Origin of the sequence: Mesorhizobium sp. C277A (genome assembly GCF_040324395.1) — a bacterium.
Lineage (GTDB): Bacteria > Pseudomonadota > Alphaproteobacteria > Rhizobiales > Rhizobiaceae > Mesorhizobium.
The window spans coordinates 3,675,900-3,690,157 of record NZ_JAMYVW010000002.1; the positions used below are offsets into that span (position 1 = coordinate 3,675,900).

Sequence of the window (14,258 nt, forward strand, 5' to 3'; positions counted from 1 at the left end):
ACGTCCCCAGGCGGCTGCCCGAGGACGCGCTTCAATGGGGGGTTACGGGAAGACGTCGTCGAAAGACGCGGATCACATCATGTGGTCGTCGGGCATCGCGGGCGGCAGGACGTCGGCGGAATAGAGCACGGCGGGCACCTTGCCGTTGTTCTTCCACCAATGGGCGAGCTGGCCGAACTCGGCAGTCACATCGCCAGCCGGGTGCTCGATGCCCACTTTACAGGTGCTGCGGTATTCGGTGATCGAGCCTTCGATGATGAGGATGTTGGCCGGGCGGACGTTGTGTTCATGCCATGGCACGACGCCGCCGGGCTGAACGACGAGCTTGCGAAGGCGCAGCATATTGCCCTTCCAGGCCTCGCCCTTGCTGCTCAGATCGATCGCAGAGAGAACCGTGTCGACAACGCCAACCGGTTTGCTGGGATGTTCCTGGATATCAGTCGTTGCGGCCTGGCCGGCTGGGCAGTCGCCGGCGAAGGCCGGGGCAGAGGAAAATGCAGCGGTTGCCGAAAGCAGACCTGCCGCAAACGCCAGAGTGAGTTTCTTGGTAGCCATCTTGTATCTCCTTTGTCGGTGCCCAAACGCGGGAGGCGGGGCATGACGAGGAGAGTGACGGGAGCGATCAGAAAAGAGAAATGCTGACTGGCTTTCAATTCGATACCTGAAAACTATCGTCGAACGACGCGAGCGCATAAAAAAGCGCACGACAAGACTTGTCGCACGCTCCCAGAATTTGGTCGTTTTGCTTCAGGCTGCGTTTTTGTGGATCGCCTGGGCTATTGGGCTCTCAGGCCAGCCATGCGCCTTGACGCTGTTCACGAAAGCCGACGCCGCAGGCGAGAACCTGCGTCCCGCAACGACGACCAGGGATACTTCCCGCCAGACCTCAGGATCGATGACGGGACGGACCTGCAGGCCCGGAATCACCGCACTGAATTCAGGGATGAAGCAGATACCTAGCCCTCCGGACACCATGTTCTGGATCCAGTCCTCGCGCTCGCTGGCGTAGGAGATCCTGAGCTTGACGCCACGATCATTGCAGAGACCAGCAAGATGATCGCGATACTCACAATTCAGGCGCCTGAGATAATTTTCGCCATCGAGTTCGGAGATGGCAACGTTGTCATTGCGGGCCAGCCGATGGCCATTTGGAAAGGCGAGGACAAAGCGCTCGCGATAAAGCGGTGTGACGTCAAAGCGGTCCGGGAAGCTGTCGCTCGAGGCCATGATGGCGACGTCGATCTCGCCGGACTCCAGAAGCTGGGAGAGCGATGCCGGGACACCCTCAACCAATTGCAGCTGGATGCCCTGCTGACGCCGGTTGAATTCGGTCAGAAGACCGGTGAAGCGACGGGGGCCGATTGTGCACATGACTCCGACCTTCAGGTTGGCGTTTTCCAGGCACAGGAATCTCGATGCCTCCTGCCGCACTCCAGTCAGTTCGTCGAGAATCTGCTGAAAACGGGGGCGAAGCAGCACACCCAGGTCGGTCAGGTGGGTCAAGCTTCGTTCACGGCGAAACAGCAGCCCTCCGACCTCTTCCTCGAGTTGTTGAATCGCGCGGGACAGAGCCGGCTGAGTGACGTTGCACTTTTCGCCCGCGCGCGTGAAGTTTCGTGTCTCGCACACTGCCAGGAAGTAGCGGATGTGGTGAACGTCCATGCCGATTTATCCCCAATTGCACGAGGTTGTTCGCGCTTCGGAGACTGCCGCAAGGCTCGCTTTGGCGCCAATGCACTGCGGCTATAAAGTCGATAGCGGTCCGTCATGGCGCCGCGACAGCGCGCGCTGCGGACTACTTGCGTTGCGCAGCAGCTGGCCATCACCAAAAGACGGTGGCGAGCAGACCGCTCGCCATTGTGACATCATTCCTGTGTTGCCCGGCACAGTCGGTGCAGCTCAGTTGGCGCCGCCAAGCGCCAATACATTGGCGCAGAACGCTGCGTGCGGCTTGCTCATGGCTGCGTCATTGCACATCTTCATCATCTTGTCCCGATCACCCCGGGGCGCAGTCAGCCAAGCCTTTTTGAAACCGGCCATCGGCTTCATCGTTTTCATGCCGGCATCGCTATAGAATGACGGCAGCGACGCCAGATCGCTGAAGGCATCGGCGGATGCAGGCCCGGCTAAAAGAGCGAGGGCGAACGCCCCCAAACAGACATTTCGTATTCTCATGACACGCTCCTTTTGGTGCTGAAGGCCTGCCGGCGAAGGTCGTGGCGCCAGCTCCAAAGCGAGATCGTCGGATACTCGCCAGCCTCGCAAATCTTGCGGCGCGGAAGAGATTGCCGCCAATGCAATCTGACTATGGAGTTCATGCCAGCTTGGCATTTCGCCAATGAAGGATCATGCGGCAGTGTCTCCATCAAACGCCTTCCCTGGCGTTCTTCGGGAGGAGATCCAAAAGATGCAAATCCAGGCCGCAACCGACCATGGCTTTGTTGCCGTTGCAAGACCGGCGACGGAAGACAGCCAGCTGATCGACATTACGCTGACAAACGACGCACACGGCGCATTTGTCTGGGGCGTGCTCGATCGCTTGCTGGATGAGCCTCGCCTTTCCTTCCGCAGCATCACTGCATCCGGTTTCGGAGGCATGGAGGCAGCGGTTCTTGCCTACGGACTGGCTCTGGGCGGCAGGCGTGGGGCAAGGACGGCGCTTACCAATTTCTGGCGGCGTGTCAGCCATGCAACGATGTTCGCGGCCGATACAGCCAAGCCGCTGAGATCGATCCTGGAACAGTCCATCGACATTGCCGAGATCCGCAAGGAAAGCTGCCCGTTGAAGCTCAACATCCTGGCTTCGAACGCCCTCACCGACACCGTCACGATTTTCTCCGGCGACCAGTTGTCGATCGACGCGATCCTGGCGGGAGCGACAGTCCCATTCCTCTTTCCCGCCGTGGAAATCGATGGCGATCCATATTGGGGTGAAGGCGATTTTTCGGCCTTGCCAGCAGTGCAGCAAATCGAGGCTGGGCATTGGCTGATTGTCAGCGGCAAACCCTCCGAGGGCATGACGCCTTGTGCTCACCGCCTCGCCGCAAATGCCTTGAACTCTGCATCTGTCCTCTTCGACAGTCATCACAGAACAAGTGCTGCGCTGTTTACCAGGCCCTGGACCGACTGGGGCGAATTGACCGACATGCGTGACCGTGGACGGCAGCGGGCCGAGGAATGGCTTCTCGCTGACCATCCAAGCTTGAGCGAAAGCTCAGTCGTCGACAGCAAAAATCGATACGTCTAGGCGCCTCCCTCCGCTTGGCCGCGCCTGCCTCTCCGCGCTCACGAAGTGTAGGCGCCAAAGCCCTCCGGTTCCCCGCCGGAGGGCTTTGGTCGTTACCCTCCTCAACATAGTGACCGCGTATCAAATCCATGCCGAGACAGCATTTCAGCTTCATCGCGCATTGGACAACACTGCTTGCAGACAGGCCGCCAGGTCAGTCTTCCCTCTAAACGCAACCAGGAGAACGACCGTGATCAACACCAAGACCCTCATCGGATCGGCCCTCGCAGCCGCCACCTCGCTTGCTGCATCTGCAGCCTATAGCGGCCCGGCTGCTCAGCCCAGCTTCTCGTTCGAGAAGTGCTATGGCGTCGTCAAGGCCGGCCAGAACGACTGCCAGACCGCGACGCATTCATGTGCCGGCACCTCGACCGCCGACAACCAGCCGGACTCGTGGCTCTACGTGCCGGCCGGCAGCTGCGCCAAGATCACCGGCGGCAGCGACAAGCCGAAAGCCTGACCGACCCAGACTTCAAGCCAACCCCCTTTGGAAGGGAGCAGACCGATGCCCCGTGCATTTCAAGGTGTCGCCATCCCCGCAACCGCGGGCATCGGTCTTCGCTCTCCTCATATCAGCGAAATGTTGAGCCGCAGGCCCTCCGCCGGCTGGCTCGAGGTGCATGCCGAGAATTATATGGGCGACGGCACCGCCGTCGAGGCGCTTGAACGGCTGCGCCAGATATATCCGCTGTCAGTTCACGGTGTTGGCCTGTCTCTGGGCAGCGCGCAAGGCGTGGACCGCGATCATCTGGAAAGGCTGCGAAAGGTCTGCGAGCGGTTCCAGCCCGATCTCGTTTCGGAGCATCTTGCCTGGAGCGTTGCCGACGGAGCCTATCTCAACGACCTGCTGCCGCTTCGCTATGACGAAGAGGCGCTGGCGATCGTGGCGCGAAACATAGCGACCGTCCAGGATACGTTGAAGCGACGTGTGCTGATCGAGAACCTGTCCGCCTATGTCGCGTTTGCCGACTCCTCCATGAATGAAGCTGAATTTCTGGCCGAGCTGGTGGCGCAAACTGGCTGCGGCCTGCTTCTGGACGTCAACAATGTCCAGGTTTCGGCGCACAATCTCCAATACGACGCAAAGACCTTCATCGACGCTTTGCCTGCCGATGCCATCGGTGAGATCCACCTTGCCGGCCATGCGACCAATCAGGTCGGCGGCGACACCGTGCTTATCGACGACCACGGCTCTCGCGTGCCGCCGGTTGTCTGGGGGCTCTATCACCATGCCATCAGCCATCTCGGGCCGCGCCCTACGCTGATCGAATGGGATACCGATGTTCCGGTTCTCGACGTGCTGCTCGGCGAGGCTATGTGGGCCGACATGCTCTCCGCTTCGATCATGTTCGGCCGCAAGCAGGCCGCGAGGCAGACCGCCCCAACCACGGTCCTGCCGGTGTCCAGCCTGCCAGCTTTCGAAAGCACGCGAACCAGCATGCCTGTGCTTGCGGCATTTGCCGCTGCCAGAGCCAGACCGGCCATGCACATGGCCTTGCCGACAATCGAGGGAGGATATCATGCTGCCGCTTGAACATCTGCAGACCATGGTGGCGCGCTCGGTGCTGGCCATGGAGCCACTGATCGACGCGAAAATGCTGACCGCTGGCAAGGCCGACCCAATGGCTCGCCTGCGCATCTACCAGAACAACACGCGCAGTTCCTTGACCGCCGTGCTGATGGCCGTCTTCCCCGTTACGGCCCGCCTCGTGGACGAACGTTTCTTCCGCTTCATGGCGAGCGAGTTCATTCGACGGCATCCGCCGGCGGAGTCACGCCTGGCGCGTTATGGCGCGGGCTTCCCTCGCTTCCTGAAGACCATCGACACCCTGTCAGACATGCCGATCGTCGCCGAGACGGCTCGGCTCGAATGGGCCATTGCCGAAGCGCTCGATACAGCTTCGCTGCCGGCCCGCAGTCTCGCAGAATACGACAGCACCGACCTTGGGCTGTCGCCGGATATCCTGCTCCAGCCCTCACTGCGACTGATGGTCTCCCACTGGTCGATCCTATCGGTATGGATGGAGCATCAAAAGGAGACTGCGGTCGATGAAAAAATCACCTGGACAAGACGCCCTGAACGGGTGGCGCTGTGGCGATCGGGGAACTACGTGCGGCTTTTTCTGCTCGACCGCGCGAGCTTCGGCTTCTGGCATTCGCTGAAGCACGGCTTCGGCCTTGAGCATGCCACTGGCCGCGCCTTGGCGCTCGACCCGGCCTTCGACCTGGTTTCAGCGCTTGTGCGTCTGTTCCGCGACAGGCTCGTCACCGACGTGCGCGTCCCGGTGCCCCCTCTCTCAAACTGAAGGAGACGATCATGACTGCGATACCAGAATATTCCACGCCTCGCCCTGCCGGCCTTGTTGGTGTTTACCGACGAGTGATCAGCTTGCCGGAGCGTATACCATTTTCGCTGGTCCAGCTCGCGGCTCGAGTGGCGATTGCGCATGTCTTCTGGCAGTCTGCACAATCGAAGCTGGCGTCTTGGCCGGTGACGCTGCAGCTGTTCGCCAGCGAATACAATCTACCCCTCATCGATCCGTCGATCGCGGCGCCGCTGGCGACAACGGCAGAGATCACCGGGGCGGTGCTGCTTTTCCTGGGGCTGTTCTCGCGTCTCGGCGCGCTGATGCTGCTCGGCGTCGTTTCGGTTATCCAGATCTTCGTGTTCCCTGAGAACTGGGCCGAGCATCTGCTGTGGGCATCGCTGTTGCTGCTGGTGCTTACGCGTGGTGCTGGGGTTTTCTCACTCGACTATATAGCCGATCGAATCTCTTCGGCCTCCAAAACCTGAATATTTCAGTCGAGGAGGCTGACCTGATGTGCATCTTCACCCGTGCACTGAAAGCTGGATGAAGGAGCCTTGTCCAACCCACTGGACACCGCGTCGCAGTCCGCCGTTCCTAAGCTAACACCTCTCACCTGAGCTAGGTGCACCTCAAAGGTTGACGTATCGATCTTCGGTCTTGCCGTCGCCACTAACTCCGGCAACGGTCGCGTTGCTGTGAGGCCGTAACGGGCACTCGCCGCGGGGCGAATACGGATTTATGCAAGTCGTCTCGCCTCTTCAGACGATGTTGATTCTCGCACACCGGATCCACAAGAAAGTTCGCCAGCATGTCTTTCAATCGACAAACTCAAGCTGGGCTCTAAGCGGCAGAGCCGGATGTTTCGAGATTTCTGGATCTTCTCCGCCGGATCGCCTCGGCGATGAAAAGGCGAGATAGGGCGTGGTAGAGCGGCTCGTTCGAAATCAATCGCGCTGTCCCATAGCCCAGCATCGATGCGCACATCAGCGCAATGACATTGTCGTGGTTGCCGGTCATTTCGAGGATGATGACGAAGGCTGTCATCGGAGCCTGCACAACGCCGGCGAAATAGCCGGCCATGCCAAGCAGCGCAGCGGTGCCGGTGGCGCCGCCGAGGAGTAGGCCAAGCGTGCTGCCAAGGCCGGCTCCTACGGCCAGCGATGGCGCGAAGATGCCGCCCGGAATGCCCGAAACCATCGAGAGCAGGCCAGCTGCGAATTTCCCAGCAAAGAAGAACGCCGGCAGCGGCGCGCCTTCGATGGCTCCCCGCGCCTGCGCATAGCCGGTGCCGAAGGTGAGGCCATTCGAGGCGATCCCGATCGCGGCCACCGCCAGCCCGCAAATGCCTGCCACAACCATTGTGCGCCAGAGCGGCTGGAACGCGTTCCAGCGCCGGATGCGGCGCATCGCGTTCAGCGCCAGCAGAGAAAATAGCGCGCCGACACCGCCGCCGATGATGCCACAGGCAAGCACCAGCGGCCAGTCGCTGGCAAAGGCCACTGTTTCTTTGGCGACTCCGAAGTAAGTGTAGTTTCCGACCAGGCCCAACGAGGCAAGTCCAGCGAGGATCACCGCCGTTAACACCAGCCCATTGGTCCGAGATTCATAGGCGCGACCCATCTCTTCGATAGCGAAGACAATGCCGGCAAGCGGTGTGTTGAAGGCTGCCGCTATGCCTGCCGCCGACCCGGCCAGGATCAGCCCGCGCGCCTGCGCCATGCCACCCCAGCGCGCGACCTGCAGCATCAGAGAGGCGCCGACCTGCACTGTCGGTCCCTCGCGGCCAATCGAGGCCCCGCAACCTAGACCGACGACGGTGAGCGCGATCTTGCCCACTACCAGCCGCAACGACAGGATATGGCCGCGGTCGTCGTCATCACGCAGATGGCGCGCGGCGATCGCCTGCGGAATGCCGCTGCCCTGCGAGCCTGGAAAGAAGGAATGCGCAAGCCAGGCGCAGAGAACGAAGCCGAGCGGCGTCAGCACGAGTGGCAGGTAAAAGCGCCAGCCGCTATCGGTGTCGATGACGGAATGGAATAGCGCCTGCGCTTGATCGGCAAGCACCGCGAACAGCACGCTGATCAGTCCGATCGAAATGGCGCCTGCCCAGAAGACAATGCGCGGCTGCCAGACGCGACGCGAAACCCACATCGCCTGCGAGCGTCGCAGCATCGGATGTCGCCGCGATATGCGTGCCATGTTGGGTCCCTTCGTAATAGACCCGGCCTAACACACCCACCGAGCCGATCAACCTTGCGAAGCAACAGCTTTGGCTGGCGAGGACAGCAACCACGGCAGTGACATGGTCTCGATGGCGGAGGATCGATGGGACATCCCGCCGGCGCGCGTGCCGGCGGGATGGAAGCATTGACGGGCGCGATGGCTCCTCACATCGCCATTTTTTCACACTCGGCCTGGGCCTTCTTGGTCGATGTATCGACCATGTAGGTTTTGCCCTTGGCGTCGGTCATCATCATCATGCAATGCTTGATCGGCTTGGCCATTTTCATCATTTCGGCGCTCATCTTGGCGTCCGGCATCATGGTGCCCATATGCCCGTCGGGCATGACGGCTGTCACTTGCCCGCCCTTCATCATGGACATCGTGCCCATCGTGTCCTCGGCGAATGCTTGCGAGGCGCAAAGAGCGGCAATGCTGGCGGCGACGAAGATTTTCAACGAATGCATTCGGAATACTCCCATTTTTGCGGGGCACAGTTGCCCCATTCGTGGGTTCGCCCGACATTGCGGTCAGTTACATCGACACGAAGATGTGATCGTATGGCGCATGTTTGCTGACGCGGAAGGCGGACTGTGGACTTAGAGACCAGTCGATCCCGCCGTCATCGGTATGTGCCAGTCATACTCCATCACCGCCTTGGCAAATGCAGAGATGGCGGGCGAAGGCAGTCGATCCGCGACGGAGACCAGTGACACCTCGCGCACGATCTCTGGGTCGACGACCAGCCTGTGGCAGACGCCCGGCTGGCTGGCGGAGAATTCCGCGATGAAGCAGACGCCCATTCCCGCGGCTACCATAGCCAGGATCCAGTCCTCGCGCTCGCTGCGATAGGCGCTCTTGATCTCGAAGCCGAGGTTTTGGCAGAGCTCGTCGATGCGATTCCCATATTCGCAGTTGATACGCTCGAGATAGGGCTCGTTGCGCACATCCGTCAGTTGCAGCGTATTCCGCGTCTCGAACGGATGCCCGGTTGAGAAAGCGAGCCCGAAGCGTTCCGTATAGACCTGCTCCGCCCTCAGCCGATGATCGAATGGCTCCGGGCGCGCCAAGAGCGCGATGTCCAGCTTGCCTTGCAGCAAAAGGTCGGTGAGGTGGTCAGCGGCGCCTTCGATTACGGTCACCTCGATTCCGGGAAACCGTTCGCGAAATGCATTGAGGAAGCCGATAAAGCGCAGCGGCCCGATAGTGCACATCACGCCGAGCGTCACCGGCGCCGTCTCGAGCGACAGAAAGCTTCTGGCGGTGCGCTTGGCATGCTCCGAGCGCTGCGCGATTTCGTCGAGATGACTCCGCATCAGGCGACCGAAATCGTTGAGCTGGACATGGCCCTTGTCGCGATGGAAGAGCAGTCCGCCGAGTTCCGCTTCCAGCTTCTGTATGGCGCGGGTGAGCGCAGGCTGAGTGATATTCACAAGGTCCGCCGCCTGGCGAAAGTTGAGCGTCTGGCAGGCGGCCAGAAAATAACGAATTTCGTGCATTTCCATGACACATCCCCGCTGATGCCCGGCATGCATCGCCGCAATCAGAACTCGGCATTATCGGCAGGTGCTATCCTTAGGTAAACTTTCTCCGCTGTCCATGGCCAGCCCATCCCGGCGGCGGGATCAGGCGTCCAGCCTTGGGCCGATGTTTGGGATCGAGCCGGAGGAAAAGCCGATGCTGGAGCGCAACAAGGACAAACAGCCCGACCAGGAAAAGCTGGAGGCCCTGCTGGGAAAGATGGTCGGCGATCTCGGCGCCATCACCACCGGGGCGGCCGTGCTGCTGGGAGACAGGCTCGGCCTGTTCTCGGCGATGAGCGAGGGCGGCAAGATGACCGCCGGGCAGCTTGCCGCAAACACCGGCACGCAGGAGCGGCTTGTGCGTGAATGGCTTTCGGCGCAGGCGGCCGCCGGCTATGTCGAATACGACGAGGCCAGCGACAGCTTCTACCTCAGCCCCGAGCAGGAACAGGTCTTCGTCAACGAGGACAGCCCCACCTTCATGGCCGGCGCCTTCGAGGTCGTCTCGACGCTATGGCTTGACGAAGAAAAGGTGCGGCAGGCGTTTCGTTCGGGCAAGGGCCTGGGCTGGCACGATCACAGCGCCTGCCTATTTCGCGGCACGGAACGGTTCTTCCGCCCGGGCTAAAACGCCAATCTGATCGGCTCCTGGCTGCCGGCGCTCGATGGCGCGGTCGAGAAGCTGGAGCGTGGCATAGACGTCGCCGACGTCGGCTGCGGCCACGGCGCATCGACCGTGCTCATGGCCAAGGCATTCCCGAATTCGCGCTTCACCGGCTTCGACTATCATGCCCCGTCGTCGAACGGGCGCGCGCCGCAGCCAGAGAGGCCGGCGTCGCCGGCAACACCCGCTTCGAAGTGGCGGCGGCCAAGGATTTTCCTGGCACCTACGGTCTTGTCGCCTTCTTCGACTGCCTGCACGACATGGGCGATCCGGAGGGTGCGGCCAGGCATGTGCACAAGGCACTGAAGCCGGACGGCACATGGATGATCGTCGAACCCTTCGCTCATGACAAGCTTTCAGCGAACCTCAATCCGGTCGGGCGCATCTATTACGCCGCCTCGACCTTCATCTGCACGCCTGCCTCGCTATCGCAGGAGGTTGGGCTCGGCCTCGGCGCCCAGGCGGGCGAGGCAAGGCTGCGCAAGGTGGTTACCGGCGGCGGCTTCCGCCGTTTCCGTCGCGCCACCGAGACGCCGTTCAACATGGTTCTGGAGGCTCGCCCGTAAGCCTGGTCGATTTATTAATTTGGCTATGGATTGGAGGAAGGCATGACCGCTTACAATGTCGTTCGGTTTCGCACCAAGCCCGGCAAGGAACAGGCCTTCATCGACGCGCACAAGAAGGCAACGCTCGACGTCAAGGGCTTCCGCAAAGCCGCGCTCGTCAGGACCGGCGACCGGACCTTCTGCGTCGTCGGTGAATGGGACGACATGAACAGCCTCGCCGCGGCCCGGCCGCATATGATCGGCCTTCTCGATACGATGCGCGATATGCTGGAGGATCTCGGCGCCGAGCTCGGCGTGACGGATGCCGTCTCCGGCACGTCCGTCGTCGAGATCCGGACCTGAAGCGCCCCAACTGCAGGTTTTGGCATGCACAGCTCGACCACCGGGGTGGGGCCAATCCATCAAAGTCAGTGGCGACGCACGAACTGCTGGAGCGCGACCAATCTTCGGCGTATAACTAGGCCCAATCTCCGGAGGATGAGCCATGAATGCAGTGCCTCAATGGCGGCTCGCAGGCGACTGGTTCGACATCTGCAGCTGCGACATCCCTTGCCCTTGCGAGTTCGCCCAGCGGCCAACCGGCAATCACTGCCAGGGCGTGCTCGCCTGGCATGTGCGCGAGGGTCAGTATGGCGGCGTGAAGCTCGACGGCCTGACGCTGGTGGCGCTCGGCGAGTTTGAAGGCAATCTGTGGGCCGGCGAGGCAAAGGCCGTGATGGGCATGTATCTGGACGAGAAGGCTGATGAGCAGCAGCGCGAAGCCCTGCAGGTGATCTTCGGCGGCCACGCCGGCGGCTGGCCAGCGGGTTTTGCCGCCAATATCGGGGAGATGCGTGGCATGGAGTTCGTGCCGATCACTTTCGAGGTGGCGGGCGACCTGGCCACCTGGCGGGTCGAAATTCCTGGTCTCGTCGTTGGACGCGCAGAGGCGCTTTCCGGTCCCACCACCCCGCCCGGCAAGCGAGTGCAGACGATCAACCCGCCGGGTTCGGAGGTCGGCCCGGGCCAGGTTGCCACCTGGGGGCGTTCTGTCGAGGTGAGCACCAAGGGCTTCGGGCTCGACTGGACTGGCACGGCCCGCTCGAGCAAGCACATTCCGTTCGACTGGACCGGCCCGAACTAGGGCGTGACAATGGCTGACGCGTTCCCCAGGAAATCGCGGCGGTTCACCCGGAATCTGCGCGGCATCCCGCTCGGCCTTCTCGCATCGCTCGTCGTGCTGACGGCAGCGGCGTGGACGCTCACCCTCTACCAGACATTCAGCATGGATATGCCCATGGGCATTGCCGCGCGCGGCGGTATGGAGGGTATGGAAGGCATGGCTGGCATGGCGATGGCCGGAATTGCCGCCGACGACTGGTCATTTGCCGGCGCCGCCGCTTTTCTCGCTGTGTGGACCGTGATGATGGCGGCTATGATGCTGCCAGCCGCGGCGCCCATGATATTTATGTTCGCGGCGGCGCAGGCTAGGCGCGAACAACATGTGGCCATCCCGACGTGGACCTTCGTCGCGGGCTATCTGCTCGTCTGGGCGGGGGCGGGCCTTGTCGTATATGTCCTGGTCCAGTTCGGTAGCGACGTTGCAACGAGCCTCGATCCGCCCCAGCGTGCGAAATGGGCACCGCTCGCGCTCGGTGCCACGCTTGGCGTCGCCGGGCTCTATCAATTCACGACCCTCAAGCACATTTGCCTCAGCCATTGCCGTTCGCCGCTCGCTTTCGTTGCGCAGCACTGGCGCGACGGGCGTGTTGGCGCGCTCAAGATGGGGCTGCGCCACGGTCTCTATTGCTTTGGCTGCTGCTGGGCGCTGTTTGCCGTGCTGGTCGCGACCGGCGTCATGAGCGTCGCCTGGATGTTGCTTTTGACGTGCTCGTCTTCGTCGAGAAGCTGCTGCCCCGTGGCCGCCGCTTCGAAGGTAGTTTGGGCATTGCTTTGGTGGTCCTCGGGATCGTTGTATCGCTCGGGGCGATCGATATGCCTTGGATGGTCGGTTAGACGAGTAGGAGCATAAGCATCTCAGCTGTGCCGGCAGACGCTTTCGATGGCAATCCATTCGCATCGCGCTGGTTTTTTAGTAGGCTGTCGCACGGCAAGGCGGCAAGGTTGAGGGTCCGATGTGACGGTAGTCGACGATCGTCTTCTCGAAAGCAGGATGACCAAAGTAGAGCAGGCGCGAGTCTGGAGCCCACGCGTCATCTCGAAATTCGAGACGCTGATCAGGAGCGCCGACGATCAGGCGCTCTATCGTGTCAATCCGCTGGCCTTCGCCCGCGACCGCGCAATCGCCGAACCTGAAGCGATCGACCTCTTCCTTCATGCCGCCCGCTGTGGCTTATTCGACATGAGCTGGGATGTGCTGTGCCCCCAGTCTGGGATGGTGCTCGATAGTTTCGGCGCCTTGCGCACGCTGAAGACCCACTATGTCTGTGGCTTGTGCGATGTATCGGGCGACACCGACCTAGACGACTTCATCGAGGTCACCTTCTCGGTATCGTCGAAGTTACGGCGCCTGCCGCACCACGATCCCCAGACGCTTTCCGTCGAGGATTTTCACTGGAAGCTCCACTTCGGACATGACGGGCGGCTACCGGGGCAAGACGTTCGCTTTCTTGACGTTCTGCGTGGCTTGGTTCGGGGCATGACGTTTCTGCAGCCCGGCACCATCACAGTGCTCCGCACTGACTTGGGACTAGGCGCCCTTTCGGGAGTCAACGTCCGGACGCAGGCTGCATTCGCCGTGCCAATATCAGGCGATCCGGTGTCGGCACCCACAGTTCTGAAGATCGATTATGACGGCAAACGCTTCCTGCCGGCATTGCCCGCCGTGCCACCCGGTCCGATCGTTATAGAGGTAGCAAATAGGGGGCCAGCGCGTGGTTCGCTGCTTGTCATCAACTGGCCGCCCGAGCTTGTCGCGTTGACGACCAAGCCGGCCCTCGATTTCGATCCTTATGTTTCCGGTGGAGCGCTGCTTGCACGGCAAACCTTCCGCCAGCTCTTCCGGTCCGAACGCGTCGACGAGAATGAGGGGCTCGGTATCCGGCAGATCACCTTCCTGTTCACGGACCTCAAGGGTTCGACCGCCATGTATGAGCGCCTTGGTGACCTCAACGCCTATGCTTTGGTCCGCGAGCATTTCGCTCTGGTCAACGCGGCGGTTCAGCAACATTGCGGCGCGGTGGTCAAGACGATTGGCGATGCGGTGATGGCTGTATTCTCGCAGCCGTCGGATGCGATTTCGGCTGCACTCCACATCTTTGAAGAAATCGATCGCTTCAACGGCGACCATGACGGGCCGGGGATCATTCTGAAGATCGGAGCCCATTGTGGCCCATCGATCGCCGTGACGCTCAACGACAACCTCGACTACTTCGGTCAGACCGTGAATGTCGCCGCGCGCGTGCAGTCCCTAGCAGAAGCCGGACAGATCTGCATTTCCGAAGCGCTCTATTCCGCGCCCGGGGTTAGCGAAATGCTTGCCGGCCATCGCGTCGAGGCGTTTGAAGCGCCTCTTCGGGGTGTGGAGGGTGATGCAACTGTCTATCGTATTATGCGGGGATAGACTCGGTCGCATGCCAACTCCCGAGGAACTGCTCGACCATCTTAGATTCAAATCGCCTGCCCCAACCTTCGTATCAAGCACGCACCAGTTCGCCTCATTTCGCAATGCTCTGCGAACTGCCGCCTTGC

15 protein-coding genes and 1 pseudogene are annotated in these 14,258 nt (G+C 61.4%); 10 read left to right on the top strand and 6 right to left on the bottom strand.

The window, feature by feature from the left end; genetic code table 11:
* Positions 1 to 72: 72 nt before the first annotated feature.
* From NKK52_RS18200 to NKK52_RS18210, 3 genes are all read right to left on the bottom strand, one after another.
* Positions 73 to 555 carry a cupin domain-containing protein gene (locus tag NKK52_RS18200; protein WP_023683372.1) on the bottom strand — a complete coding sequence of 161 codons (483 nt, stop codon included), beginning with the start codon at positions 553 to 555 and terminating at the stop codon, positions 73 to 75.
* 192 nt (positions 556 to 747) lie between these two features.
* Positions 748 to 1,662 (bottom strand): LysR family transcriptional regulator, encoded by a 915-nt coding sequence (locus NKK52_RS18205; protein ID WP_023683373.1) that lies wholly within the window; start codon positions 1,660 to 1,662, stop codon positions 748 to 750.
* 237 nt (positions 1,663 to 1,899) lie between these two features.
* Entirely contained in the window at positions 1,900 to 2,331 is a 432-nt protein-coding gene (locus NKK52_RS18210) for a hypothetical protein (protein ID WP_245261696.1), read from the bottom strand.
* 76 nt (positions 2,332 to 2,407) lie between these two features.
* Here NKK52_RS18210 and NKK52_RS18215 point away from each other — a divergent pair, with 76 nt between their 5' ends.
* From NKK52_RS18215 to NKK52_RS18235, 5 genes are all read left to right on the top strand, one after another.
* The gene (locus NKK52_RS18215) at positions 2,408 to 3,247 is read left to right on the top strand and encodes a patatin-like phospholipase family protein (RefSeq protein WP_031204019.1); all 840 of its coding nucleotides are present in this window, start codon (positions 2,408 to 2,410) and stop codon (positions 3,245 to 3,247) included.
* Positions 3,248 to 3,476: 229 nt separating this feature from the next.
* Positions 3,477 to 3,746, top strand: a complete 270-nt coding sequence (locus NKK52_RS18220; protein ID WP_023683376.1) for a BufA1 family periplasmic bufferin-type metallophore — start codon at positions 3,477 to 3,479, stop codon at positions 3,744 to 3,746.
* Between the two features lie 45 nt (positions 3,747 to 3,791).
* Entirely contained in the window at positions 3,792 to 4,820 is a 1,029-nt protein-coding gene (gene bufB / locus NKK52_RS18225) for an MNIO family bufferin maturase (RefSeq protein ID WP_023686289.1), read from the top strand.
* Positions 4,807 to 5,592 (top strand): HvfC/BufC N-terminal domain-containing protein, encoded by a 786-nt coding sequence (locus NKK52_RS18230; protein WP_023683378.1) that lies wholly within the window; start codon positions 4,807 to 4,809, stop codon positions 5,590 to 5,592. Before bufB ends, NKK52_RS18230 begins: the two co-directional genes overlap by 14 nt.
* Positions 5,593 to 5,603: 11 nt before the next feature.
* The gene (locus NKK52_RS18235) at positions 5,604 to 6,080 is read left to right on the top strand and encodes a DoxX family protein (protein ID WP_023686290.1); all 477 of its coding nucleotides are present in this window, start codon (positions 5,604 to 5,606) and stop codon (positions 6,078 to 6,080) included.
* Positions 6,081 to 6,435: 355 nt separating this feature from the next.
* Here the strand turns inward: NKK52_RS18235 and NKK52_RS18240 are convergent, their stop codons facing one another.
* The 3 genes from NKK52_RS18240 to NKK52_RS18250 form a co-directional block, all read right to left on the bottom strand.
* The gene (locus tag NKK52_RS18240; RefSeq protein ID WP_031204020.1) at positions 6,436 to 7,794 is read right to left on the bottom strand and encodes a chloride channel protein; all 1,359 of its coding nucleotides are present in this window, start codon (positions 7,792 to 7,794) and stop codon (positions 6,436 to 6,438) included.
* A gap of 188 nt (positions 7,795 to 7,982) precedes the next feature.
* Positions 7,983 to 8,282, bottom strand: coding sequence for a hypothetical protein (locus tag NKK52_RS18245; protein ID WP_023683381.1), 300 nt, complete (start codon positions 8,280 to 8,282; stop codon positions 7,983 to 7,985).
* 132 nt (positions 8,283 to 8,414) lie between these two features.
* Positions 8,415 to 9,320, bottom strand: a complete 906-nt coding sequence (locus NKK52_RS18250) for a LysR family transcriptional regulator (RefSeq protein WP_023683382.1) — start codon at positions 9,318 to 9,320, stop codon at positions 8,415 to 8,417.
* A 172-nt stretch (positions 9,321 to 9,492) separates the two neighbouring features.
* On the opposite strand from NKK52_RS18250, the pseudogene NKK52_RS18255 reads away from it, so the two are divergent.
* From NKK52_RS18255 to NKK52_RS18275, 5 genes and pseudogenes are all read left to right on the top strand, one after another.
* Positions 9,493 to 10,568: pseudogene (locus NKK52_RS18255) on the top strand (class I SAM-dependent methyltransferase).
* Positions 10,569 to 10,610: 42 nt separating this feature from the next.
* The gene (locus NKK52_RS18260; RefSeq protein WP_023686292.1) at positions 10,611 to 10,910 is read left to right on the top strand and encodes a putative quinol monooxygenase; all 300 of its coding nucleotides are present in this window, start codon (positions 10,611 to 10,613) and stop codon (positions 10,908 to 10,910) included.
* Positions 10,911 to 11,052: 142 nt separating this feature from the next.
* The gene (locus NKK52_RS18265; protein ID WP_023683386.1) at positions 11,053 to 11,691 is read left to right on the top strand and encodes a DUF1326 domain-containing protein; all 639 of its coding nucleotides are present in this window, start codon (positions 11,053 to 11,055) and stop codon (positions 11,689 to 11,691) included.
* Positions 11,692 to 11,700: 9 nt separating this feature from the next.
* Positions 11,701 to 12,579 carry a DUF2182 domain-containing protein gene (locus NKK52_RS18270; RefSeq protein ID WP_023683387.1) on the top strand — a complete coding sequence of 293 codons (879 nt, stop codon included), beginning with the start codon at positions 11,701 to 11,703 and terminating at the stop codon, positions 12,577 to 12,579.
* A 105-nt stretch (positions 12,580 to 12,684) separates the two neighbouring features.
* Positions 12,685 to 14,130, top strand: coding sequence for an adenylate/guanylate cyclase domain-containing protein (locus NKK52_RS18275; RefSeq protein WP_023686294.1), 1,446 nt, complete (start codon positions 12,685 to 12,687; stop codon positions 14,128 to 14,130).
* Positions 14,131 to 14,258 lie beyond the last annotated feature (128 nt).